This is a genomic window from Paraglaciecola sp. (genome assembly GCF_039943935.1).
Taxonomy (GTDB): domain Bacteria; phylum Pseudomonadota; class Gammaproteobacteria; order Enterobacterales; family Alteromonadaceae; genus Paraglaciecola.
Genome location: NZ_JBDUZQ010000024.1, coordinates 135,730 through 159,305, shown reverse-complemented (window position 1 = coordinate 159,305; position 23,576 = coordinate 135,730). Strand labels below are relative to the sequence as shown.

At 40.5% G+C, this 23,576-nt stretch carries 23 protein-coding genes; 11 read left to right on the top strand and 12 right to left on the bottom strand.

Annotation, left to right across the window (positions count from 1 at the left end; all coding sequences use genetic code 11):
• Positions 1 to 15 precede the first annotated feature (15 nt).
• From ABJD71_RS17225 to ABJD71_RS17215, 3 genes are all read right to left on the bottom strand, one after another.
• Positions 16 to 735 carry a heparin lyase I family protein gene (locus ABJD71_RS17225; RefSeq protein WP_348172361.1) on the bottom strand — a complete coding sequence of 240 codons (720 nt, stop codon included), beginning with the start codon at positions 733 to 735 and terminating at the stop codon, positions 16 to 18.
• Positions 735 to 1,409, bottom strand: coding sequence for a nitroreductase family protein (locus ABJD71_RS17220; protein ID WP_348172358.1), 675 nt, complete (start codon positions 1,407 to 1,409; stop codon positions 735 to 737). The genes ABJD71_RS17225 and ABJD71_RS17220 overlap by 1 nt, the downstream gene beginning before the upstream one ends.
• A gap of 68 nt (positions 1,410 to 1,477) precedes the next feature.
• Positions 1,478 to 2,989: a LytTR family DNA-binding domain-containing protein gene (locus ABJD71_RS17215; RefSeq protein ID WP_348172355.1), complete on the bottom strand. Its 1,512-nt coding sequence runs from the start codon at positions 2,987 to 2,989 to the stop codon at positions 1,478 to 1,480.
• A gap of 173 nt (positions 2,990 to 3,162) precedes the next feature.
• Here ABJD71_RS17215 and ABJD71_RS17210 point away from each other — a divergent pair, with 173 nt between their 5' ends.
• Positions 3,163 to 4,632 (top strand): alpha/beta fold hydrolase, encoded by a 1,470-nt coding sequence (locus tag ABJD71_RS17210; RefSeq protein ID WP_348172352.1) that lies wholly within the window; start codon positions 3,163 to 3,165, stop codon positions 4,630 to 4,632.
• A 119-nt stretch (positions 4,633 to 4,751) separates the two neighbouring features.
• On the opposite strand, the gene ABJD71_RS17205 is transcribed toward ABJD71_RS17210, so the two are convergent.
• The 5 genes from ABJD71_RS17205 to nhaR form a co-directional block, all read right to left on the bottom strand.
• Entirely contained in the window at positions 4,752 to 5,936 is a 1,185-nt protein-coding gene (locus tag ABJD71_RS17205) for a histidinol-phosphate transaminase (protein WP_348172348.1), read from the bottom strand.
• A gap of 193 nt (positions 5,937 to 6,129) precedes the next feature.
• Positions 6,130 to 7,734, bottom strand: coding sequence for an ABC-F family ATPase (locus ABJD71_RS17200; protein WP_348172345.1), 1,605 nt, complete (start codon positions 7,732 to 7,734; stop codon positions 6,130 to 6,132).
• A gap of 171 nt (positions 7,735 to 7,905) precedes the next feature.
• A complete protein-coding gene (locus tag ABJD71_RS17195) occupies positions 7,906 to 8,334 on the bottom strand; it encodes a 3TM-type holin (protein WP_348172342.1) in 429 nt (142 codons plus the stop codon).
• An 8-nt stretch (positions 8,335 to 8,342) separates the two neighbouring features.
• Complete coding sequence (locus ABJD71_RS17190; protein WP_348172339.1) at positions 8,343 to 9,710, bottom strand: N-acetylmuramidase domain-containing protein; 1,368 nt, start codon at positions 9,708 to 9,710, stop codon at positions 8,343 to 8,345.
• Positions 9,711 to 9,849: 139 nt separating this feature from the next.
• Positions 9,850 to 10,752, bottom strand: a complete 903-nt coding sequence (gene nhaR, locus ABJD71_RS17185) for a transcriptional activator NhaR (RefSeq protein WP_348172336.1) — start codon at positions 10,750 to 10,752, stop codon at positions 9,850 to 9,852.
• Positions 10,753 to 10,875: 123 nt separating this feature from the next.
• Here nhaR and nhaA point away from each other — a divergent pair, with 123 nt between their 5' ends.
• Positions 10,876 to 12,069, top strand: a complete 1,194-nt coding sequence (gene nhaA / locus ABJD71_RS17180) for a Na+/H+ antiporter NhaA (protein ID WP_348172333.1) — start codon at positions 10,876 to 10,878, stop codon at positions 12,067 to 12,069.
• 230 nt (positions 12,070 to 12,299) lie between these two features.
• Positions 12,300 to 12,644, top strand: a complete 345-nt coding sequence (locus ABJD71_RS17175; RefSeq protein ID WP_348172330.1) for a PBPRA1643 family SWIM/SEC-C metal-binding motif protein — start codon at positions 12,300 to 12,302, stop codon at positions 12,642 to 12,644.
• Positions 12,645 to 12,737: 93 nt separating this feature from the next.
• Here ABJD71_RS17175 and hslU read toward each other — a convergent pair whose 3' ends face one another.
• Together hslU and hslV are read right to left on the bottom strand one after the other, a co-directional pair.
• Positions 12,738 to 14,069, bottom strand: coding sequence for an HslU--HslV peptidase ATPase subunit (hslU, locus tag ABJD71_RS17170; protein ID WP_348172327.1), 1,332 nt, complete (start codon positions 14,067 to 14,069; stop codon positions 12,738 to 12,740).
• Positions 14,070 to 14,134: 65 nt separating this feature from the next.
• Positions 14,135 to 14,659, bottom strand: a complete 525-nt coding sequence (gene hslV, locus ABJD71_RS17165; RefSeq protein WP_348172324.1) for an ATP-dependent protease subunit HslV — start codon at positions 14,657 to 14,659, stop codon at positions 14,135 to 14,137.
• A gap of 305 nt (positions 14,660 to 14,964) precedes the next feature.
• Here hslV and ABJD71_RS17160 point away from each other — a divergent pair, with 305 nt between their 5' ends.
• Positions 14,965 to 15,987, top strand: coding sequence for a prolyl oligopeptidase family serine peptidase (locus ABJD71_RS17160; protein WP_348172321.1), 1,023 nt, complete (start codon positions 14,965 to 14,967; stop codon positions 15,985 to 15,987).
• A gap of 24 nt (positions 15,988 to 16,011) precedes the next feature.
• Here ABJD71_RS17160 and rutR read toward each other — a convergent pair whose 3' ends face one another.
• Complete coding sequence (gene rutR / locus ABJD71_RS17155) at positions 16,012 to 16,680, bottom strand: HTH-type transcriptional regulator RutR (RefSeq protein ID WP_348172318.1); 669 nt, start codon at positions 16,678 to 16,680, stop codon at positions 16,012 to 16,014.
• A gap of 318 nt (positions 16,681 to 16,998) precedes the next feature.
• Here rutR and rutA point away from each other — a divergent pair, with 318 nt between their 5' ends.
• From rutA to ABJD71_RS17120, 7 genes are all read left to right on the top strand, one after another.
• The gene (rutA, locus tag ABJD71_RS17150) at positions 16,999 to 18,084 is read left to right on the top strand and encodes a pyrimidine utilization protein A (RefSeq protein WP_348172315.1); all 1,086 of its coding nucleotides are present in this window, start codon (positions 16,999 to 17,001) and stop codon (positions 18,082 to 18,084) included.
• Positions 18,084 to 18,809 (top strand): pyrimidine utilization protein B, encoded by a 726-nt coding sequence (gene rutB, locus ABJD71_RS17145; protein ID WP_348172312.1) that lies wholly within the window; start codon positions 18,084 to 18,086, stop codon positions 18,807 to 18,809. The genes rutA and rutB overlap by 1 nt, the downstream gene beginning before the upstream one ends.
• A gap of 47 nt (positions 18,810 to 18,856) precedes the next feature.
• Positions 18,857 to 19,240, top strand: coding sequence for a pyrimidine utilization protein C (rutC, locus tag ABJD71_RS17140; RefSeq protein WP_348172309.1), 384 nt, complete (start codon positions 18,857 to 18,859; stop codon positions 19,238 to 19,240).
• 72 nt (positions 19,241 to 19,312) lie between these two features.
• A complete protein-coding gene (gene rutD, locus ABJD71_RS17135; protein WP_348172306.1) occupies positions 19,313 to 20,086 on the top strand; it encodes a pyrimidine utilization protein D in 774 nt (257 codons plus the stop codon).
• Positions 20,087 to 20,123: 37 nt separating this feature from the next.
• Positions 20,124 to 20,714 (top strand): malonic semialdehyde reductase, encoded by a 591-nt coding sequence (locus ABJD71_RS17130; RefSeq protein ID WP_348113503.1) that lies wholly within the window; start codon positions 20,124 to 20,126, stop codon positions 20,712 to 20,714.
• Between the two features lie 29 nt (positions 20,715 to 20,743).
• Positions 20,744 to 21,274 carry a flavin reductase gene (locus ABJD71_RS17125; protein WP_348172303.1) on the top strand — a complete coding sequence of 177 codons (531 nt, stop codon included), beginning with the start codon at positions 20,744 to 20,746 and terminating at the stop codon, positions 21,272 to 21,274.
• 143 nt (positions 21,275 to 21,417) lie between these two features.
• A complete protein-coding gene (locus ABJD71_RS17120) occupies positions 21,418 to 22,908 on the top strand; it encodes a CoA-acylating methylmalonate-semialdehyde dehydrogenase (protein ID WP_348172300.1) in 1,491 nt (496 codons plus the stop codon).
• A gap of 65 nt (positions 22,909 to 22,973) precedes the next feature.
• On the opposite strand, the gene ABJD71_RS17115 is transcribed toward ABJD71_RS17120, so the two are convergent.
• Entirely contained in the window at positions 22,974 to 23,519 is a 546-nt protein-coding gene (locus ABJD71_RS17115; RefSeq protein WP_348172297.1) for an SPOR domain-containing protein, read from the bottom strand.
• Positions 23,520 to 23,576 lie beyond the last annotated feature (57 nt).

Here is a 23,576-nt window from a genome sequence, read left to right as displayed (position 1 = left end):
CTTTACATGTCACCCTTACTCTTTCGTTAACAGTTGCGCCAAAGAGCTAGCCTCTTTGACATGACGCAGATAAATAACATCTGTTACTGCTTCAGATTGATTTCTATGTAAACCAAGCTGTATGAATAATGGGTTAGCATCGGGTTTGGTTTTTGCGTTTAACTTGGTAACGACGGCTTGGTTGTTAAACCACAGATTAATTTGCCCATCTTGTTTGTTTTCAGACCAGGTCAAAGCCATATCTATTTTATGCCATTTACCTACTTCAACAGTTTTTTGCCAATGTATCTGACGTTTTGGGTGGCTACTGAAAAATGTCAATTCTGTGATCGGATGTCCGTTTTTAACTTCTGGCGTGAGATAAAATCCCATACTTTGTTGATAGGTTTTGTCTGTTTCCCAGTAGGCTATGTTGTTAGTTATCTTGATGGGCCTGTCGAGGTAAAACTCCCAAGAAAAGTAGCTTGTATCTCCTTCGCTAGTTGCGCAGCCATTGTGCTTTACTTCGGCCCGAGTATGGCCATTAGGCCAAGTGGAGTTCGGTGTGATGGTTAACTTAGTGACAAGCGTTTTTTTATCTTTAGGGTCGGTAACGATAGTAATATCTTGTGGATTAAGTTGGTAATCCCACCCTGTTGCTTGATTGTTTTCGGTACTAGCGTGCCACTCAGGGCAGGCAATAGTTAGGCCTGAAAACAATAAGATAAACGCTGTTAAAAGTACTTTGATAGCCATCACAGAAAACTTGCAATTTGATCTAGTGGTTTTTTAGTACTAGCGTGGTGAGGCACTGTCGCACAACTTGCAGGATAACCTACGATTAATAGCATATAGGGGCGTTCATTATCTGGACGCTTGCAAATTTTGGATAAAAAACTCATGGGTTTAGGGGTATGGGTTAGAGTAACTAGGCCTGAGTGATGTAAGGCATTAATCAAAAAGCCTGTGGCGATACCAACTGACTCGTGTACATAGTAGTTATTTTGTTTTTGGCCAGCTTCAGACTCTTTAGTTTTTTGACTAAATATAGCAATTAACCAAGGGGCGTGTTCAAGATAAGGTTTGTTTGCGTCTGTACCTAGTGGCTTTAATGCACCTAGCCACTCTTCTCCTGCTCGGCCTTCATAAAAGCCTCGCTCGTGAGCTTCTGCTTGTTCTCGTACTTGCTTTTTAATTTCTGGTGAATAAATAGCAGCAAAGTGCCAAGGCTGATGGTTTGCACCGTTAGGTGCGGTACCTGCGGCTTTTAAGCAATTTTCAATAATAGCTTTGTCAACGGTCCGATCACTAAATTGGCGAATGCTATGACGACGTTTTATGTTTGTATAAAACTGCTCTGAACGCAGCAGCATTTCAGCTTGAGGATATTCAATAAAATCGTTTAATGGGGAGGCATTGTGGTTTTGCATAAGAGTCTCGTTACTAATTTTGTTTACGGTATTTGGTTGAAAATGAATTTGTTAGTTATCAATAAATATTAATTGTGACTTATTAAAGATTCTTTAACTTGGGGTAACATTCGCCTACTTACTGGAATTTGCAGCTTGTTGCTTAATATTAGATGTCCATTTTCGCCATCGCGTTTTAGGCTGATAACTTTATCGAGATTAACTATGTAAGACCTATGCACTTTGATAAAGGTGGTCGGTAATTGTTCTGCTATTGCTTTTAAACTACCGCTATAAAGCACCTCTTTGGTTTGCAGTTTTAGTTCAACGTAATCTCCTGACGCTTTGCAATAAAATATTTCTTGAGTGGGCACTTTATCGAGTTTTCCGGCACTGGGGATATTGATGAAATTAGCATTTTTTTGTTGCTGCATTTGTTCTAGTTTCAATTCAAGTTTGCCACGTAATGTTTTTTCAGCCTGTGCGATTTCCAGTTTATTTGAATAATCTTTTGCCTGTTGAAAAAATAAGTAGGTAAGTAAACTCGCAACAATGAGATAAAAGGCTAATTCGTGAAAGTATTGCTTTGTAGCCACAATAGTACTTATAAAAACGAACATAACGACTAAATACTTAGCTGTATACCAATTGAAGTTTTTTGCTAGTGTGGTGATAAGCAGTAGCGAAGATATGATGACTGGGAGCATGATCGCAAATGCCGTTTTGATATCAAAACCTGGAGTGAGAACCATTGCAATAATCGTAATCAAGGCCCCACTGTATATCCAGTGATGCTTATGCTTGCCAGCAAACTGATGGCTAAAAAAAGCGAGTAGCGATAGGCCAAAACCCATGGCAAATAAAGCGATACAAATTAATCGTATATCTTGCATAGGATAACTATAGTCAAATACGCCCCGTGATATCTCAGCTGCTAGTTGTGCGCTTACAAAAATTGACATCATAAAAAGTAAAGTTAAGGCTGATTTTTCTTTGGACATTAAAGCCAAGCTACCAAAATAGATGCTGCTAAGTATAAACATGCCCATAAAAATTAAGCCGAATGAACTACCTTTTTGAATAAATATTTTGTTAGTTCCGTAGGTCGCTAAACCTAAAAAGTGAATGGGGCGAGTAAGATCAAGATAGCCATGGTGAGCTGAAAGGTGCAGTACCAACTCATTTTTCTCTTGTTTTAAATGTTTTTTTGGTAGGTAAAAAACATGGTCCATTTTACCAACTATTTCTTCACTCTGATTAATATCTGGCTGCCCATTGTTGCCTATTTCTATGCCATTTAAATATACAGCACTTGATGTTTTACCTAATAAATAAAGTCCAATCGGTCTGTTATCTAAATCTAAAATAGTTTGGTCGGGTATGTCGGTGCGTAGCCATAAATTTTTGCCTTGAGGGTCGATTTCCCAAAAGTTTACCGGCTGACAGTTGGGTTGCGAAAAATCTGGAAAGTTTATCGAAGTGGGCACATCAACACATTGGGTGAATGTATGGGTGCCTAATGAATACACTGAATCAGTTGCACTAACGTTGGGACAGATTAATGTTGAAAATAAACAAACAAAGATGTGATACAAACGCAATTTTTATTTCCTATTTAGACTAGCAGATTAAAACAGTCTGCCGAATATCGTAAAAACACTACCGTTTAACCATTAGCCCAAGGGTTTAAGGGCCTTTGGCAGAAACCTCCTATTACCTGAGTGCCAAAAGGTGATGCAATTAAGCCATCTTAAATCAAATACGGGTATATCACATGTACTATAAAATTTTAGTGTTACTAATATTTACTGCGGTTAATTATGTAGTTAATGCCAATGAGAATATCGGATTATTTAAAAACGAAAAAGCAATATTATTCACAGCAAATGACGGACAGCAAACAGATGCCTATGAAGGATATATTATGGTTCCTGAAAACCGTAACAAAGCTAACTCTCGAGATATAAGGGTCAACTATGTGCGGTTCCCTGCAACCGGAAAATTCAAAGGCTCCCCTATTATCTATTTATCGGGTGGGCCAGGTGGCTCTGGAATTGGTACTGCCAAATGGCGTCGTTTCCCATTATTTATGGCACTAAGAGAGCATGCAGATGTGATTGCTTTAGATCAGCGCGGCACAGGCGCATCGGAAAAAATGCCATATTGTGTATCAGATTATGCCATTGGTTTAACTGAAGCTGTGCCCATCAATCAGGTCGAGCAAAGGTATCGTATAGCAGCCGCGGAGTGCGTATCTAAGTGGACAAAGCAAGGCGCAGATGTACTGGGTTATACAACGGTTCAAAATGCGTGGGATTTAAATGACCTACGCCTACATTTTAAGGCTCCTAAAGTCACTCTTTGGGGTATTTCTTATGGTAGTCACTTGGCACTAGCCGCTATCTCATTGTTTGAAGAACATATAGATAAAGTTGTGATTGCTAGCGCTGAGGGGATGGATCAAACAGTTAAGCTACCAGTTAACACCAGTGCTTATTTTAAACGTGTTCAACAGGAAATAAATCAGCACCCAGAGCTTTTGGCTGTATATGGCGATATCGTTGGCCGTATGCAAAGGGTACATCAACAGTTAGCTCATAAACCCATTAAATTAACCTTGAAGGATAAAGATGGATCACCTATGCCATTTTTATTTCAAAAGCGCCATATGCAGTTTCTTGCATCAAGAGTTATATCTGATCCAAGTGAGTTTCTAGCTTTATTACTAAGCACTTACAGAGATATTGAAGGTGGTAGTTATCAGTCAATCACAACAATACTCGAAAGAGGCATGTTTAATAACGAAAAAATTGGTTTTAGAATGATGTCTATGGCCATGGATGTTGCATCGGGGATCACTGACGCTCGTCTGGAGAAAGTACGCCAGCAAAAAGAAGATAGTTTGTTAGGCGATCTCTTGAACTTTCCTATGCCCCACCTAAACAAGTTAGTTGAAGGGTTAGATCTTGGTGATAATTTTCGTCAACCTAAACCTGCAGAAGTTTCTATGCTATTGCTTACAGGCACGTTAGATGGCAGAACTTATATTGAAGGGCAAAAAAAAGCAGTCGCTCATTTAAGTAATGTCACGCAGGTAAAAGTAGTTAATGCAGGACATAATTTATTTATGTCATCACCTGAGGTGCTTAGCACTATGCAGCAATTTTTGAGAGGAGAAAAAGTCGAAACGCTAACTATCTCTATTAAAGCTGAGTTTATAGAACACTTAAAACAGTCACTATAAGCATAAAAAAAGCCCAATCAAATATGATTGGGCGGCAGTATTTCATTTAGACCTTAGTCATTCTATTGTTAGCAATACTCAGGTCTACATGAATGTATATTATTATTATTGTAATCGATTTACGCTAAAACAACTTTTAATGCTGCAACACAAGCATCTGTTTCTGAAGGCGTACCAACGCTAATACGTGACCATGAGTCATAACCAGGCCAAGTTCTACCAACTACTCTGATTTTTAACGCTTTCATTTTAGCTGCAAACTCGTCATGAGGCATGCCTGTATCCATGTAAATGAAGTTTCCTTGTGGGTTTTTCGCATACGGTCTACCTAACTCTTCTGCTGCGGTTGTAAGTTTATTTCGTTCGGTTTTTATGGTGGCACGCATTGAATTTAGGTTCGCGTGGTCATCCATACTCGCCATACCGGCAACTAGACCTAGGTAGTTAACACCACCCATACGTAGCATGCGGCCCATAGTTTTAGCTTGTTTCGCAGGCATAATAGCGTAGCCTAAACGTTGGCCAGCCATAGCATGAATTTTAGAGAATGTACGACATACAACTACGTCATAACCATCGGCAACGAGTTTAGATTGAACATTAGCAGGATATGCGTCAGACATTTCAATATAAGCTTCATCGATGAAAACCTGACATCTTTTAGATACGCGCTTTGCAAATGCAGTTAATTTTGCTGCATCAACTACTGTCCCTGTTGGGTTATTTGGATTACAGATATAAACAGCAGTAGTGTCGTCTGTTACAGCTGCTTCAATGGCATCTAAATCAAAATTCAAGTCAGCATCTAATGGTACAAACGTTACATCTGCGCCCATGAATTTAGCACCGCGAGGCACGCCTTCATATGTCGCCATTGAAGTAACTAGTTTGCCGCCATTTTTTGCTATCCAGTCAGCATAACCAAACAAGATTGGGGATGAGCCGTTTGTTACAATGATTTGATCTTCAGATACGCCTTCTTGGGCTGCTATTTTTTTGATAAGTACATTAGTAGTGGCATCAGCGTAGCGACCAAGGTTAAATAACTCACCTTTCATGGCTTCAACAGCTTTAGTTGAAGGACCAAAAGCATTTTCGTTTGATGATAAACGTACCAGACCATCATTTAGGTTTGGTGTAGCTGTTGGAAAATGGTCAGTCTTCATTCCCGCAGCGCTAAGCTCTTTTACACTAGAGTTAACACAAGATGACAAGGCAACGGCACTGGCACCTATTCCAACAGACTTAAGCCACTTACGGCGTGAAGAATCGATTAAAGGGTTGTTTTGGTTCTCTTGGTTCATTAGCCACTCTGCTTATAAAAAATACCGGGTGGTTAGACTAATTAGTATTTGTAAGCTATGCAATGGTCCAATATAAAAGCTATAGGGGTACATAGAAAAACTTATTGCGTAAAAAAATGGGCGTTAAGTTGAGGGGAATAATTTGTAGTGTAATTAGCTCATACCCAGCGATTCGGATATGAGCTCAATTATTTTAAGCGTTTGCTTGCGCTTCTTTACGGCTGGCTAGGTACTCGTTATAAGTGCCTTGGAAGTTGATCACTTCTTGATTGTTTATTTCAATTACTCGGGTAGCAAGTGAAGACACAAACTGTCTATCGTGGCTCACAAATATGAGTGTGCCATCAAACTTTTTGAGCGCATTGTTAAGGGCTTCAATGGCTTCCATATCCATGTGGTTAGTTGGTTCGTCCATGATTAGTACATTAATATCAGACATCATTAGTTTGCCAAACAATAAGCGATTTTTCTCACCACCTGAGCAGACTTTGGCTTTTTTGTTAAAGTCATCTGCGCTGAAAAGCAAACTACCTAACATCGCTCTTACTGCTAAGTCGTCGTGTTTGGGGGTGCGCCACTGAGACATCCAATCAAACAAGCTTAAATCTTCTTCGAAGTCGGCTGTGCTATCTTGGGGACAATAACCAATAGTGGCATTTTCAGACCATTTCACTACACCCTCTTTCGCTTGTAATTGGTCTACTAAACAACGTAAAAACGTGGTTTTACCCACACCGTTTTCTCCAATAACAGCTAGCCTTGCTCCAGCCTCTAAAATTAAGTCAGCACCTTTAAACAACAACTCGCCTTCAAAACCATGGCCTAACTGCTCTAAAATTAAAGCCTGACGATGTAATTTTTTATGCTGCTTTAAAACAATACGTGGAGTACGGCGGCTAGATGACTTAACTTCATCAAGGGTGATTTTTTCTAGTCGTCTTGCCCGTGAACTTGCTTGTTTAGCTTTTGATGCATTAGCTGAGAAGCGGTCAACAAAGGCTTGAAGTTCGTCCATTTCTGCGCTTTTCTTGGCATTCTCAGTTAGCAATTGTTCTTGTATTAACGAAGATGCGGCTTGATAGGCTTCGTAGTTACCTGGATAGATGCGAAGCTCACCGTAATCAATATCTGCCATATGGGTACACACAGAATTTAAGAAGTGACGATCGTGAGATATAATGATCATGGTGCATTTGCGTTGGTTTAGGACTTCAGCTAACCAATTAATGGTGTAAATATCCAAGTTGTTGGTGGGTTCGTCTAACAACAAAATATCTGGGTTAGAGAATAATGCTTGGGCCAATAATACTCTGAGCTTTTTTCCTGGTGGAATTTGTGACATCAAACCAAAGTGAGCGTCTTCGACTATGCCTGCTTCTATTAGCAAGTCACCAGCGCGGGCTTCTGCCGTGTAGCCATCCATTTCAGCAAACTGTGTTTCAAGTTCAGCAACGTGCATACCGTCTTCTTCGCTCATTTCAGGCTTAGAATAGATTTCGTCTCTTTCTTGTTTAATTTTCCATAGTTTGGTGTCGCCCATGATCACGGTATCGACAACAGTAAACTCTTCAAAAGCAAATTGGTTTTGACTTAGAGTACCGACTTTATCTCCAGGGGTTATCGACACGTTGCCAGCACTGGGCACTAGTTCACCTGTTAGAATTTTCATAAAGGTTGATTTACCACAACCATTGGCACCTATCAGTCCGTAACGGTTGCCTTGGCCAAATTTGGCTGAGATATTTTCGAACAATGGCTCAGCGCCAAATTGCATGGTGATATTTGCAGTAGAAATCAAAAGTTTGTCGTCCAGAGATAAAGTAAATAGATGGGCTTGCACCCTGATAAGCTTATCGAGCAAGCGAAGGCGCGCATCATACGGAACTGAAGATCAAAAGTCGAGATTGTGAGGCTGTTTTTTAAACAGCCCTGTTCGGTTATTTAATGATTAAGGTGGTTGCTGATGTTTTTATCCCTTTGCTGAGTCACTTCTGTTATCTGCAGGGCGAGATTTTAAATATTGTTGAGTCATCTTTTCTGCCGAGCGGCCTGCAACATAACCCCCTAAACCAATTTGCAATAACGTCCATGCTTCTTTTGCTAATGGATTAGGCAGCCAGCCAAAGCTGTCAAATACCACTAAAGCTAGGAAAGTGAGCATGGTAATGGGTCGCCAATTACGTTGCATCCAAGATTGCCCCGTTGCCTCGGCGGTAATAATAGCGGTTTTGCTTTGCAATAATTGGTTTTCATAATCGATCACTTTTGCAAGTAGCTCGTTTTCGACAGCCTTAATTTGGCTTTGTAGTTTGAGCTTTTCTTCAGTACTGGTGTGTACTTCATCTATTAACTTTACTGCGGGTTCAAAAATGTTACTTATAAAAGAAAAAACGTTCATAATTCCTCCTAGGAATGACTGTTGTCCAAATTGGGCATCATTTTTTTAAATGCCGCGTAATGTTTTTGTATTTTTTCACCGTAAACTTGCTTCTGCCCTGAGCCGTTGTACATACCTGCAAATTCTTCAAAAGATCGGTCTTGCAAGTAGCTCAGCATTCTTGTTGAAAAAAAATCAAATAGGCCATTCACTTGTCCTTGAATACTCAATGAGAAAGTATCAAACATTTCAACCACAGATTGATAGCCAATACGTTCGTAGTGAAACCCCATTATTTGTGGCGCACCCATACTGATGGATAGCATGGCGGCCTTTTCATCTAATTGCCGCGCAAATTCAAATGCTTGCCATTCGTTAACTTGACGACCATGAAAACTTGTCCATTCACCTGCTGGCTCTCGTCGCCATTCATGGCCTTGCCATACTTTATCGTTGCTATACCGAAAATGTTGTCGGTATTGTTGGGTGTTATGTTTACCCCAATACTTCCAGAATTTATGATTTTCAAAACGAATAATCATACGATCACTGTTGTTTTGCTCGAACCCCTTTCCTGAACTTTCAACACAAAGAACAGCTAACGCACAGGCTACATCTAGCTTCTTTTGGGTGCTGAGAGACTCCAATAGTGCTCCCCATTTATTCCATGTTGCGGCTGCATTACGTTGTTCGCTTGATCCTGTCACTGTTAAAATAGTGCTTGGGGTGAGCCTTGATAAGTCCTGACCATGCTCTTCGATAGGGATAACAATGTCTTGGGTATCTTCTATTACAATTGGACGAGATTCTGGGCTAGCTACAGCAGTAATAAATTGGCTTGCTACATATCCGCGGTTGCCATTAAAACGAATTTGACTCCATTTTTTTTGTTGACCTTCCACCCAGATTTTTTCACCTTGAGCAAGTTGTCCAAATAAACTTGCTGAAGAGTAAGGGGCTGCGCGAACATTCAATAAATTAGCACTAACGTTAGCGTGATAGCCTGATGATACATACACTAAATCTACATAAGGGGCTGCGACATAAGCGGTGCTCCCGTTAAATTCTATTTCTAGCCAATCATTTACAAATGCTAGTGTTTTTATTGAAGCGCCGCGGGTGATAGTGGCTAAATATTTAGCGCTTGATGAAGGTGCAGATCGAACATTGAGGCGGTCAGTGTTAACTGTGCCGGTAAGTTTGGCGAGATCATTAACCGGCTGTAAATATTGGGCAGAAATAAAGCCAAAAGAATCGTTGTGTTTAAGTTGTATCCAGTTGTCAAACGGGCCTTCACCTTTAACCACCATGCCTTCACTTAATTGTCCAATCACCGACGCACTCGAAGTTGGCATGCTGCGGATATTCAGCAACTCACAACTAACAGCCCCTAACATGAAGTGCGGCTTATGGTGGGTAGAGTGCAAATAACGATATACATGTCATCAATCCCTTTTACTGATATATGTAACACCAATATAAAAGGCTAACACAGCAAATTCAATATTCAGTGGATGTTTATTGAGCGCTTATTTTTTAGCTTGCTTCGACGATTGTTTTTGCATGACTGAATAATGGAACCACTGCTGGGTGCTTTAGCTTACGTTCAGGTGATATAAGGTAGAGGTACTCTTTGATATCGTTTGTTCTACCTATAATGTCCACGTTGTATTGTTCAGACAAATGTTGTTCTACTGAAGTTGGGGCGCAAAATACTCCATAGCCAAATTGGCCAAATAGTTTAGTCAAAGCACTGTCTTCAAATTCTCCTTTTATAATTGGTTGTATTCCAATTGTTTCAAACCAAGTAAGCAAATTTAAACGTTGTACCGATTTTTCACCCGCAATAAGAAATGGTTGTCTGTGTAAAGATTGAGGGAAATTGTTTTGTAATTCAATCGCTAAGGCGGAGTTAGCAAAAAAGGTGAGGCCACTTTCACCAATAATATGATTAAACGCTTTTACATGTACTCCGGGTTGCATAGGCCGGTCTGATAGAATGACGTCGAGCTTATTGATGGCTAATTCTGTCATTAACGTATCTAAGTCTCCTTCTTTGCAGACTAAGCGAGTATCTGAGTCGTTATCGAAGCACGAGCGAAAAAGGTCAAATGCTAATACTTTTGGCAGTGCATCTGTTAGCCCTACAGTAAATATATGTTGAGAGGTTTGGTATTTATTGTTGAGTGTTTGCCGCAGTTCATTTCCTAGTTTGAATATATCATCTGCAAACGCATAAGTGAGTTTACCTTTTTCATTCAATACTAGCCGTTTACCAATTCTATCGAAAAGCTGAAAGCCACAGGCGTCTTCTAAAAGTGAGATTTGACTGCTAATAGTTTGAGCTGTGAGGTGCAATACTTTAGATGACCTAGCAATGCTTCCTTCTTTTGCTGTCATATAAAAGTAATAAAGGTGTTGGTAATTCAAGTTTGCCATTGACTACTTACGCCATTGAAAATTAAATCATCAGTTAAAAATTGATGATATGCAAATATAATTCGAATATTACAGAGTGAATATTTTCTGTATAACTACTCATTCTTATTATTAGGGGGGCTTATGCCAAGTTCAATTCAAAAGTTGTTTCAACACGAAGCTGCAAGTGGGGGTGTGTTAATTGTAGCGGCAATCATAGCTATGATAATGGCCAATACACCGCTCAATGGTTTTTATAACGGTTTGTTAGCTATCCCTGTAACCGTATCATTTGGAAGCTTCGAAATTGCCAAGCCTTTAATTCTTTGGGTAAATGATGGGTTGATGGCAATATTTTTCTTTTTGGTCGGCTTGGAAATTAAACGAGAAATTCTTGGAGGCAACCTATCGTCACCTGCGCAAATAACATTACCTGCAGTGGCTGCGATAGCAGGTATTGTGTTTCCAGCATTAATCTATGTTTGGTTTAATGCTCACGATCCTGTTGCTATCTCTGGTTGGGCTATCCCGTCTGCAACTGACATTGCTTTCGCTGTAGGTGTGTTCACTATCTTTGGTAAATACCTGCCTTTGAGTTTAAAGTTGTTTCTATTGAGTGTGGCCATTTTTGATGACATTGGTGCAATTGTAATCATTGCCTTATTTTACTCTCAAGACTTATCTACCATTTCTCTGGCAGTTGCGGTGTCTGGCTTAATTGTATTGTTTCTGTTAAATCGTTTTAATGTTCGTACTCAAGGTATCTACATTCTGGTGGGTGTTATTGTGTGGGCTGCAGTTTTGAAGTCAGGCGTACATGCGACATTAGCAGGATTTGCATTAGCCTTGTTTATCCCATTGAAACTCAATAATACCGACGGTCAGCCAATGTTGGAGCACCTTGAGCATAAGCTTCATAGCTGGGTGGCGTTTTTTGTGTTGCCTATTTTTGCTTTTGCCAATGCTGGTGTGTCATTGATTGGTGCCACTATGGACAACATCTTCAATCCTATTACCTTAGGAATAGCTGCAGGTTTATTTATTGGTAAGCAGGTGGGGATTTTTGGTATTTGCTGGCTAACTGTTAAAACAGGTTTAGCTAAGTTACCAGAAAAGGCTACTTGGGCACAGCTGTATGGCGTGACCTTGCTATGTGGTATTGGTTTTACTATGAGTTTATTTATAGGGACCTTAGCTTTTGAAGAGCAACCCTTAGAGTATCAAGTGAGCGTTAAAGTAGGGGTATTGATAGGTTCTATTTTATCTGCTTTTATTGGCGCATTTATCTTAGCAAAAGCAGGAGCTCAAGAAACTCAGCCTAAGCAGTTAACTGACTAATGAAAAAATTGTCAATGTAATGCCGCCTTAGTGCGGCGTTTTTTGTCCGAAAGACTGTATTAATCTCAGGCCGACTATGTGTGAGCTTGGTACTTGTAGTAAACTTGCGAATAATTTTTTATAGCAGCCTATCACTTTAACCTGTTCGTATTTGCAGAGTGTTTTTACTCGTTTTTGTGACAATTTGATGATGGCACCTGCTTATTACTTTTATATATTCGGAACATCAAATGTCAGACAAATTCTTTTTTAAAGGTCGTCAAGACGCCCGCCAAACGACCTTAAAATACGGTTATGAGCGCAACGCTAGCCGTATTGCAGGCAGTAAAAAATATCCCCTTGAGTTAGTGGTCACCAATGACACTCGTAAGCAAGAAGTAGAAGCGTTAGTGGCTGAAGCTAATTTATATGCAGATATTACCATTGATACAAAGGAAGGAGCGGTAGAGAAGATAAACGAGTTAACTGCATTACTGAATAAAAAGGGCACAGTAACCGTTGAAAAAGCCCCAGCACGGAATGATCCATGTATCTGCGGTAGTGGTAAAAAATATAAAAAGTGCTGTGGAAAATAGCTTATTTTGGTTAGTTCTCTGAGGCAAAAATGCCCCTTGTTCAGTTAGTCGCAAGGGGCATTTTTCACTAGTAAAGATTAATGAGAGGCAACCTTAAAGAATAAAGCGACTTAAATCTTCGTCTTCTACTAGCATTTCTAAGTGATCGTTGACGTATTTTGCATCAACCGTTAACGATTCGCCGTTTTTTTCAGAGGCATCATAAGATATCTCTTCCATAAGGCGTTCCATCACTGTGTGTAAACGTCTTGCACCTATGTTTTCGGTTCGCTCATTTACTTGCCATGCTGCTTGAGCAATACGTTCGATGCCCTCATCGGTAAAGGTAACATCGACGCCTTCGGTTTTAAGTAACGCCACGTATTGCTCGGTTAATGAAGCATTTGGTTCGGTTAAAATACGCACAAAGTCTTCTGACGTTAATGCTGATAATTCAACACGAATGGGTAAGCGGCCTTGTAGCTCTGGGATAAGATCTGATGGCTTACTCATTTGAAATGCGCCAGAGGCCACAAACAAAATGTGATCAGTTTTCACCATGCCATGTTTAGTGGATACGGTTGAGCCTTCAACTAATGGAAGTAAGTCTCGTTGTACACCTTCGCGTGATACATCACCACCGCTGGTGGTGCCTTCGCGCTTACAAATTTTGTCAATCTCATCGATGAAGACAATGCCATTTTGCTCTAATGATTCAATGGCTGTTTGTTTTAGGTCTTCTTGATTTACTAATTTACTAGCCTCTTCTTCAATCAATAACTTAAAAGCTTCTTTTACCTTTAGCTTTTTCTTTTTCTTCTCTTTACCAGACAGGTTTTGGAACATACCTTGAAGTTGGTTGGTCATTTCTTCCATGCCAGGAGGCGCCATTATCTCTACACCAACTTGAGGCGCAGCAAAATCTAGCTCGATTTCTTTATCGTCTAACTGGCCTTCACGTAGCTTTTTGCGAAAAATTTGGCGGGTACCTTTATCTTGTGGTTCTTCTTTTTCGCCAAAGGCGTTTTCTGGCGGCGGCAGCAAGGCGTCTAAGATACGCTCTTCTGCATTTTCTTCAGCACGGAATTTTACTTTTTCGGTCGCCTGTTCTTTGGTCATCTTGATGGCGATATCTGTCAAGTCACGGATAATAGTTTCAACTTCTTTACCCACATAGCCTACTTCTGTGAACTTAGTGGCTTCAACTTTAATAAAAGGTGCATTGGCAAGTTTAGCTAGACGGCGAGCAATTTCTGTTTTACCTACACCAGTGGGGCCTATCATTAAGATGTTTTTTGGCGTAACTTCTTGGCGAAGATCTGGTTCAAGCTGCATTCTGCGCCAGCGATTACGTAGAGCAATTGACACGGCACGTTTAGCATCTTGTTGGCCGATAATGTGACTGTCCAACTCGTGAACTATTTCTCTTGGGGTCATTTCTGACATATTAAAAAACCTTATATAAAGTGAGCCACTTTTGAAGCGCGGGTCTCATGAAATTCTGTTTGATATTAGTAGTCTATGGTTTCGACTGTTTGACTGTGATTGGTAAATACACAAATGTCGCCGGCTATAGTTAGGCTTTTTTCGGCAATATCTTGTGCCGATAATTCTGTATTGGCCAGTAAAGCCATAGCAGATGCTTGTGCAAAATTACCCCCAGAACCAATGGCAATTAAGTCATGTTCAGGTTGTACCACATCACCATTACCGGTAATGATGAAAGAAGCGGTTTCATCTGCTACCGCTAACAAGGCTTCAAGCTTACGCAGAGCTCGATCACTACGCCAGTCTTTGGCTAATTCAACGGCTGCACGGGTTAAGTTGCCTTGATGTATTTCTAGTTTTGATTCAAATCGTTCAAATAAGGTAAATGCATCAGCAGTGCCGCCAGCAAACCCTGCCAGTACTTTATTATGGTATAAGCGACGCACTTTTTTAGCATTGCCTTTCATTACGGTATTACCAAGTGATACTTGGCCATCACCTGCAATAACAACTTGGTTATTACGGCGTACAGATACAATTGTAGTCACGAAAATTCCTTCGATATCTCTTAACAACCAAGGGTTAATCAATTTTTGGTTGTTAGGGCTAAGAGTGGGCTATGGCGCTTTAATATTTTAAAACGCTGCCAGATGGATTAGATGTGGGGAGTATTGATTGTTTTTCAAGGATTGTCTCTATTTGCTTATCAATTGCTTTGGCGGAACCTAGCTTCTTGGCTATAGGTAGCACAGTATTCAGTTTGTCGTGAATGTGGCTTGACTGACGACCCCACTAATGTAAATTTGTATTCACTGTGATTACTGCATCAGTTTTATAATTAAATGGACTTTTAATGTTAAAAATACTTATTTTTTTGTTGCTCATCAACATGTGTATACATGATTTTTCTTATGCTGAAATTCATTTCACACATCCAGATATTGTCGCCACTCAGTCTTGTTACAGAGGGCCGTTTGAAAGTTATTCATCATGGATGCAAATGCTTAAAAAAATGAATCAACGCAAAGCAAAGACACCGGAGGCGCTTGAAAAGAGAATGAGTAGGCTTCAAACGCTTTTCTCGAAGTCTAGTTTTGACAATTATAAAGTGTCTTTAGAGTGTATTACTTTTAAATACAAGGTCGATGGTGTGTTTGTTGATGGCTATTTAATTAAACCTAAAAACCAAGAAAATTTACCTGTTTTAATTTATAACCGTGGTGGTAATGGACGTTATGGTGCAGTGGTTTTTGGAGCAATGTTAAATAACTTATTTCCCGTAGCTGAGCAAGGTTTTGCCATCATTGGCAGCCAATATAGGGGAGCTTTTGATGACGATGTAAAGCCTGGTGAGTATGACGAGTTTGGCGGCGCTGATGTTGATGATGTTCTGAAACTTATGGACTTTATTCCTAACATTGAAAATGTAGATGTGTCTAGAATCGGTATGTACGGTAGTAGTAGAGGGGGGATGCAAACATTTTTAGCTTTACAACATATGCCAAATGTTAAGGCTGTAGCGAGTGTCATGGGAGCAAGTGATTTATTAAAAGAGCTTGAAAATAGAGCTGAAATGGAAAAGGTCTATAAAATCAGAATCCCCAATTATGACACTAATAAAGCTGCAGAATTAGAGAAGCGCTCTGTCTTGAAATGGGCTGATAAATTGAATAAATCAGTCCCTATTTTATTACAACATGGCGATGAAGATAAAAAGGTTAATGTGGCCAATGCTATTTGGTTAGATAAAGTGTTAACTAAATTAGCGCACCCTCATAAGTTGAGTATTTATAAAGGGGAAGGGCATGGCTGGAGTTCAGAAACCAAACCGCTAGCGATTAAAGAATTAACCGACTGGTTTCATGAATATTTGTAATTTCTTTGATTTATCTCATTTACTTCAGTTAGGCCGTACACCTTGCATAATGATGTTTTGTAGGTTGCTAAGAGTACTTTCGAAAAAAGCTGGGTCATCAAGGTTTTTACTGGTTATGGATTCGATTTGAACACGAAAATCTGCATAGTGTTGGGTGGTTGACCATATAGTGAAAATTAAGTGGTATGGGTCTACAGGCGCTAGCTTTCCTGCTGCAATCCAAGCATTAATAACCGCAGCTTTTGAATCAACCAGTTCCTTTAATGGAGACTTTAGCTGATCTTCTAGTAAGGGTGCACCGTGCAGCATTTCCATGCAAAACAACCTAGACTCTGCTGGGTGATCCCGTGATAACTCCAGTTTTACTTTTATATAATTATTAATAGTTTCAAGTGCGTCTTGCTCTTCGTTAAAACTGGCTAAAGGTGCAAGCCACACTTCCAACAAATGCTGCATCACTTCTAAGTAGAGTTGCTCTTTACTATTGAAATAATAGAGTAAGTTAGTTTTAGATACCTTGGCTAACGCGGCTATTTTCTCAACTCTGGTGCCTTTTACACCATGGCGTGAAAACAGCTCTAAAGCGGCCTGCATAATGGCATTCTTTTTATCTAGTTTGGCTCTACTACGTTTAGTTCGGCCATTTAATGTTTGGGATGCCTTTGAATTAGCAGTTATTTTTTCCGGTGACAAGGTAAATGAATCCTTTTATTGGTTCTCTTGAATTCTAATATCCTTAATTAAAATAATCTAGGCTCATGGTGTTTTTATAGCCCGCCTTTTTTTTGTGCGTTGTTGCACGAATATCACGCAACATTGTGGACTGTTTGGTCCGTATTTTATGCTTTTTTCTGCTATCTGTCTGTTATTTATGGTTTTTTACCATTTGGTCTGAATTGTGCTGTGTCTAATTATTGTTTAACAACTAAGCAGTTATAACTGTCACCTTGTTACTTATAAATTTAGTTAGTTGTACGTAGCAAAGATAATCAAAAAATAAGTGAGGCAATAGTGGACGTAGGCGTATTTATTCCAATTGGCAACAATGGCTGGTTAATTTCTAAGACTTCACCTCAATACAAACCTAGTTTTGATTTGAACAAAGAGGTGGTGAAAAAAGCAGAGCAATATGACATGGATTTTGCCTTATCAATGATTAAATTGAGAGGGTTTGGGGGCGAAACTGAGTTTTGGGATTATAACCTAGAGTCGTTCACACTAATGGCTGGTTTAGCTGCGGTTACCTCGAAAATTAAATTATATGCAACTGCCGCCACCTTAGTGATGCCGCCAGCCATTGTTGCGCGAATGGCTGCCACTATCGATTCAATTTCTCACGGCCGTTTTGGTGTAAACCTAATTACTGGTTGGCAACGCCCTGAGTACTCACAAATGGGTATGTGGCCTGGAGATGAGTTTTTCTCTAATCGTTACGAATACTTGGGTGAGTACATCAAAGTCTGTAAAGAGTTGTGGGAAACCGGAAGCAGTGACTTTAAAGGCGAACATTTTAAAATGGATGATTGCCACATGAAGCCCATGCCAGAATCAAAAATTCCTATTATTTGTGCCGGTCAAAGTGCTGCAGGTATGGAGTTTTCGGCTGAACATGCAGACTACAATTTTTGTTTTGGAAAGGGTGTCAATACACCAACTGCTTTTGCCCCTACGGCAGAGCGGTTAAAAGTTGTGGCAGACGAAAAAGGCAGAAAGGTTGGTTCGGTAGTATTGATTATGGTTATTGCCGACGAAACTGATGAGAAAGCCATGGCTAAATGGCAAATGTATAAAGATGGTAAAGACCAATCTGCTTTAGATTGGATGACTCAACAGGGCGCCGCAGATAAAAAATCAGGAAAAGATACCAATATTAGGGATATGACTGATCCTACGTCAGCAGTTAACCTAAATATGGGGACGTTAGTAGGCTCTTATGCTTCAGTTGCTGCCATGTTAGACGAAATTGATACTGTGCCGGGTTGTGAGGGTGTGCTCCTAACTTTTGATGACTTTATCCAAGGCATGGATGATTTCGGAGAAAAGATTCAACCACTTATGAAGTCTCGTCAACACATCAAAGCCGCGGTAGGTGAATAATGTCTGATGTTACAGAACTGCCCATTGCTGGTTATTGTACTGGCGATAAGCCTAATGAAATTATATTGCCTGCTAAGCCAGAGCCTTTAGCCTTTGATGTTACCGAAACTGCGCTAATAGTTGTAGATATGCAAAATGCTTACGCTAGTAAAAATGGTTATTTGGATAAGGCGGGCTTTGATATTTCAAGTACAGGCCCTGTTATTGCACAAACGGCCAAAGCGATCGCTGCTGCTAGAAAAGCTAAAATGCCTATCGTGTTTTTCCAAAATGGTTGGGACAACAAATATGCTGAAGCTGGCGGCCCCGGCTCTCCAAATTGGTATAAATCTAATGCTTTAAAAACCATGCGTAAAACCCCTGAGCTTATGGGCACACTGTTAGCAAAAGGTACCTGGGATTACGAGCTGGTTGATGAGCTAACTCCTCAAGAGGGAGATATCATTATCCCTAAAACTCGTTATAGCGGATTCTTTAACACTAACCTGGATAGCATGATGCGTAGTCGTGGCATTCGTAACTTAGTGTTTACTGGTATTGCTACCAATGTCTGTGTGGAATCAACCTTACGAGATGGGTTTTTCTTAGAGTATTTTGGCGTTGTATTGGCTGATGCTACCTATCAAGCGGGTTCAGATATGATCCAAGAGTCAGCTCTTTTTAATATTGCGACTTTTTTTGGCTGGGTGTCTAGCGTTGAAGAATTCTGTGAAGTACTTGCCTAGAGCAAATTACTTAAATACTTACAATATCAACATTAAAGGTAAATTTTATGAGTAAAACATCAATTATTCCGCCGGGAACAGGTAAACCTCTTGCTCCTTATGTACCTGGCTCAATGGCTGATAACATTTTGTACGTATCAGGTACGTTAGCCTTTGATAAAGACAATAATGTAGTGCATGTGGGTGATGCTGAAGCGCAAACTCGGCATGTTCTTGAAACTATTAAAAGTGTGGTGGAAGCCGCTGGTGGCACTATGGATGATGTGACCTTTAACACCATCATGCTGACAAATTGGGATGATTACCCAGCGTTAAACAAAGTGTACGCTGAGTATTTCCCAGGCGAAAAGCCGGCTCGATACTGTATTCAATGTGGCTTGGTAAAACCCGATGCACTGGTCGAAATAGCAAGTATTGCTCACATCGGTTAATGCTTTACAGAATAGCGCAGCTTAGTCTTAAACTAAGCGATGCAAATGCTAAATGTGTAATAAGGTTGAAACATGTATTTTGAAATACTGGGTTCTCAGAACCCAGATGCGCCAACTATTGTTTTGAGTTCTGGACTAGGGGGCTCAGCCCACTTTTGGAGAGCTCAATTACCCGCTTTAGAAAGCAGTTTTCGTGTAATTGTCTATGATCAAAATGGTACCGGCCGCAGCCCAGAAGTTTTACCTGACGAGTATTCAATTCAGTTAATGGCAATTGAGTTATTAACATTATTAGATAGCATAGATGTGAGCCATTGCCATTTTGTAGGCCATGCTTTGGGAGGGTTAGTGGGCTTACAAATTGCTTTGGAACGCCCTGAATTTCTACAAAGTTTGGTGTTAATTAATGCGTGGAGTAGTCCCAATGAACACAGTTTACGTTGCTTTAGGGTAAGAAAATCTTTATTAGATAATAGCCCGCCTCTGATGTACTTGCAGGCCCAAGCTTTATTTTTGTATCCACCAGATTGGATTATGCAAAATATCGACATGCTAGAGCAAGAAGAACAACATATGCTTGGGTCTTTTCCTGACAAACACAACCTACTAGCAAGAATACAAGCTTTAAGTGAGTTTGATATAGAGGCTGATATCGCAAGCATTACTACCCCTACTTTAATCGTTGCTAACAAAGACGATATGTTGGTGCCTTGGCAAAGATCTGAAGTGCTAGCAGGCTTCTTACCTAATGCAGAGTTGGCAGTTTATGAATATGGGGGACATGCTTGTACGGTTACTACCCCAGATGTATTCAACGATAAACTACTTACATTTTTATCTCACTAATTTTTAAATCAATAAAACAAATTTTGGAACATTAACCATGACAACACCTTTAGACGATGCAGCACTTTCGCAACTCTTTTACGACGCGCATACCCACTCAAACTGGCAAGATAAACCTATTCCTGAAGCGTTGTTAACTCAATTATATGACATGGTTAAGCTAGGCTCTACGTCAGCTAACTGCAGCCCAGCACGTTTTGTATTTGTGACGTCTGCCGAGGGTAAAGAAAAATTAAAGCCTACCATATCGAGCGGTAATTTAGATAAAACTATGTCGGCTCCTTGTACGGTGATTGTTGCCTACGATGAAGAATTTTATGAAGAGCTACCGACTTTGTTTCCTTACGCCGATGCTAAAAGTTGGTTTACTGGTAGCCCAGAAGCGGCTTATGAAACAGCTATGCGTAACAGCTCACTTCAAGGAGCTTATCTAATCAGTGCCGCCCGTGCCTTAGGGTTAGATTGCGGCGCTATGTCTGGGTTTAACCCCAAATTATTAGATGAAACATTTTTCGCAGACAGTACATGGAAGGTTAACTTTTTGATTAACCTTGGCTATGGCGACAGCGAAAAAGTGCATAAACGTCTGCCTCGCTTAGCCTTTGAGCAGGCCTGCAAAATCGTATAACACAAACATATTAAGCTAGGAGACTCATCATGAGCGCATTAAAAGAAGTGATACTAGAGAACACAGCGCCGTGTATTTCTGGAGATGAATTTAGACAGGGCATGTCAGCCTTACCAGGTACAGTTAGCGTTGTGACCACAGGTTCAAGTCAAGACAAAGCGGGTTTTACAGCTACGGCCGTATGCAGTGTGAGTGATAACCCACCTACTTTATTGGTGTGTTTAAACCGCGGGGCTTCTGTTTATAAAACCTTCGAGAACGCTAGCAGTTTGGTGGTAAATACCTTAGACGCAGGGCAAGATAATTTATCAAATCTATTTGGCGGAAAAGCGCCCATGTCTGAACGTTTTGCACAGGGCACTTGGAAAACCCTAGTCACTGGCTCACCGGTTTTAGATGAGTCTGCAGTGTCCTTTGATTGCAATATTGTGGAAATGAAAAGTGTCGCTACGCACGATGTTATTATCTGTGAAGTGGTAGGTATCAAGCAAAAAGAACAGGCTGGGGCGCTCGTTTATTACAACCGTGGTTACCACCACCTTACCAAAAGTAGTGACTAATCTACTTTAAATAAAAAGATTGCCGACAGTGCACATAAATAGAAAACGAAAATTGTCGGTAAGCTTCATTCTATTAATAAGACTACCTAGTTTGCCATTGACCTTATTTGGGTTATGGGTAGCGCTGTGTTTGAGGAAAAATTATGACAACTATTGGGCATTTTATTAGAGGAGAAATAGTCACTCCTTCAGGGCGAACACAAGATGTTACTAACCCTGCTACAGGTACTGTCGATAAGCAGGTTTTATTGGCATCGACAGAAACTGTTCAAGAGGCAATCGATACTGCTCAAGCAGCGTTTCCTGCATGGCGAAATACTCCGGTATTGAAGCGGGCGAGGGTGATGTTTAAATTTAAGCAATTACTTGAAGACAATGCTGAGCATATTGCGGAATTGATTGGTCAAGAGCACGGCAAGATTAGCCATGATGCGGCTGGCGAAATTCAAAGAGGTATTGAGAATGTTGAGTTTGCCTGTGGTGCGCCACAATTACTAAAAGGTGAGCATAGTAGAAATGTAGGCCCAAATATTGATTCATGGAGTGAGTTTCAACCTTTGGGTGTGGTGACCGGCATTACCCCGTTTAATTTCCCTGCTATGGTGCCGTTATGGATGTTTCCGTTAGCAATAGTGTGCGGAAATACCTTTGTTCTTAAACCTTCTGAACGTGCGCCTAGCTCAACACTATTCATTGCAAAGTTGCTAAAAGATGCAGGCTTGCCAGATGGCGTTATGAATGTAGTGAATGGGGATAAAGAAGCGGTAGACGAGTTGCTGACTAATCCAACAGTAAAGGCTGTGAGTTTTGTTGGCTCTACACCTATAGCAGAATATATTTACACTACAGCTAACGCTGCCGGTAAACGTTGTCAGGCGTTAGGTGGTGCTAAAAATCACGCTATTGTAATGCCTGATGCTGATATGGATAACGCCGTTAATCAGTTATTAGGCGCGGCCTTTGGATCATCTGGAGAGCGTTGTATGGCTCTGTCTGTAGTTGTAGCGGTTGGCGACAAAGCTGGCGATACTTTAGTAGACAAAATGCAACAAGCGATGACTGGATTGAAAGTAGGGGCTTACACAGATGCGAGCAACGACTTTGGGCCGCTGATTAGTTGTCAGCACCGAGATAAGGTGAGCGGTTATTTAGCGAGTGCTGAGCAACAAGGCGCTAAAATTGTAGTCGATGGCCGAAATACTAAAGTTGAAGGTTACGATAATGGTTTCTTTATCGGCGCCACTTTAATTGATGGCGTCACCAAAGATATGGACAGCTACAAGGCTGAGATATTTGGCCCTGTGTTACAAGTTATTCGCGTAGACACTATGCAACAAGCCATGCAGTTAATTGATGACCATGAATACGGTAATGGTACATGTATCTTTACTCGTGATGGTGAAGCGGCTAGGTACTTCTCAGATAATATTCAAGTGGGAATGGTAGGAATTAATGTCCCTCTACCTGTACCTGTGGCTTACCATAGTTTTGGTGGCTGGAAGCGTTCATTGTTTGGTGATTTGCATGCCTATGGCCCAGACGGCGTTAGGTTTTATACTAAGCGAAAAACCATTACTCAAAGGTGGCCTTCAAGTGGTGTGCGCGAAGGTGTGAGCTTTGCTTTTCCAAGTTAATCAATACCTTAATTTAAGTCGTCAATTTTAAGCAGCACACCTAAGTGTGCTGTTTTCTTGCATGACTAGTTTAAATTCCAGTTCCAAATCTTACAGCCAATAATTTTAGCTCTTTGTAGGGTGTGTCGATCTTTTTCAGCCAGACGTTTGCTGTCATAAGGGCCTAAAATGACTCGATACCACAAGCCAGAAGAACCTTTACTTGAGCGTACTTGTGCCTCTAAACCTTGAAATGCAATTTTAGCTTTAAGCTCTTGTGCTTGGTGTTCTTGTCTAAACGAACCACATTGCATTAGCCTTTGCACTATAGGTTGGTCTTGCTCTTGCTGTTCAATTTCTACTGTGTATTCAGGCAGTGTCTTTATGAACTCCCATTCTTCATCGGGTATTTCGGGCAGCGCTTCGGTGTCTTCTAAAGTGTGAGTCTGTTTTGAGGCAGCTACTTCTGTTTGGTTATCAGGCGCTTTACCCTTAATACTCCATAAAAAATAAGCGAATAAGCCTAGTAAGCTAAACGTGATGATGATTCTTAGCCAAGGTAATGACGCTTTAGGAGGCGGGGGGGCCGGTTTTTTATTACGGCCACGAGCCACGTAATCTTTAGGAGCCATGAAACTGATATATCCGAAAACAGGAAGAGAGACGACGTGTTATTTTACCTTTACTGA

Excerpts from the sequence above, each read along its gene's own strand:
- ABJD71_RS17225 (WP_348172361.1), bottom strand. The coding sequence starts at position 735 with ATGGCTATCAAAGTACTTTTAACAGCGTTTATCTTATTGTTTTCAGGC.
- ABJD71_RS17220 (WP_348172358.1), bottom strand. The coding sequence starts at position 1,409 with ATGCAAAACCACAATGCCTCCCCATTAAACGATTTTATTGAATATCCT.
- ABJD71_RS17210 (WP_348172352.1), top strand. The coding sequence starts at position 3,163 with ATGTACTATAAAATTTTAGTGTTACTAATATTTACTGCGGTTAATTAT.
- ABJD71_RS17205 (WP_348172348.1), bottom strand. The coding sequence starts at position 5,936 with ATGAACCAAGAGAACCAAAACAACCCTTTAATCGATTCTTCACGCCGT.
- ABJD71_RS17195 (WP_348172342.1), bottom strand. The coding sequence starts at position 8,334 with ATGAACGTTTTTTCTTTTATAAGTAACATTTTTGAACCCGCAGTAAAG.
- ABJD71_RS17190 (WP_348172339.1), bottom strand. The coding sequence starts at position 9,710 with ATGTTAGGGGCTGTTAGTTGTGAGTTGCTGAATATCCGCAGCATGCCA.
- nhaR (WP_348172336.1), bottom strand. The coding sequence starts at position 10,752 with ATGGCAAACTTGAATTACCAACACCTTTATTACTTTTATATGACAGCA.
- nhaA (WP_348172333.1), top strand. The coding sequence starts at position 10,876 with ATGCCAAGTTCAATTCAAAAGTTGTTTCAACACGAAGCTGCAAGTGGG.
- ABJD71_RS17175 (WP_348172330.1), top strand. The coding sequence starts at position 12,300 with ATGTCAGACAAATTCTTTTTTAAAGGTCGTCAAGACGCCCGCCAAACG.
- hslU (WP_348172327.1), bottom strand. The coding sequence starts at position 14,069 with ATGTCAGAAATGACCCCAAGAGAAATAGTTCACGAGTTGGACAGTCAC.
- ABJD71_RS17160 (WP_348172321.1), top strand. The coding sequence starts at position 14,965 with ATGTTAAAAATACTTATTTTTTTGTTGCTCATCAACATGTGTATACAT.
- rutB (WP_348172312.1), top strand. The coding sequence starts at position 18,084 with ATGTCTGATGTTACAGAACTGCCCATTGCTGGTTATTGTACTGGCGAT.
- rutC (WP_348172309.1), top strand. The coding sequence starts at position 18,857 with ATGAGTAAAACATCAATTATTCCGCCGGGAACAGGTAAACCTCTTGCT.
- rutD (WP_348172306.1), top strand. The coding sequence starts at position 19,313 with ATGTATTTTGAAATACTGGGTTCTCAGAACCCAGATGCGCCAACTATT.
- ABJD71_RS17130 (WP_348113503.1), top strand. The coding sequence starts at position 20,124 with ATGACAACACCTTTAGACGATGCAGCACTTTCGCAACTCTTTTACGAC.
- ABJD71_RS17125 (WP_348172303.1), top strand. The coding sequence starts at position 20,744 with ATGAGCGCATTAAAAGAAGTGATACTAGAGAACACAGCGCCGTGTATT.
- ABJD71_RS17120 (WP_348172300.1), top strand. The coding sequence starts at position 21,418 with ATGACAACTATTGGGCATTTTATTAGAGGAGAAATAGTCACTCCTTCA.
- ABJD71_RS17115 (WP_348172297.1), bottom strand. The coding sequence starts at position 23,519 with ATGGCTCCTAAAGATTACGTGGCTCGTGGCCGTAATAAAAAACCGGCC.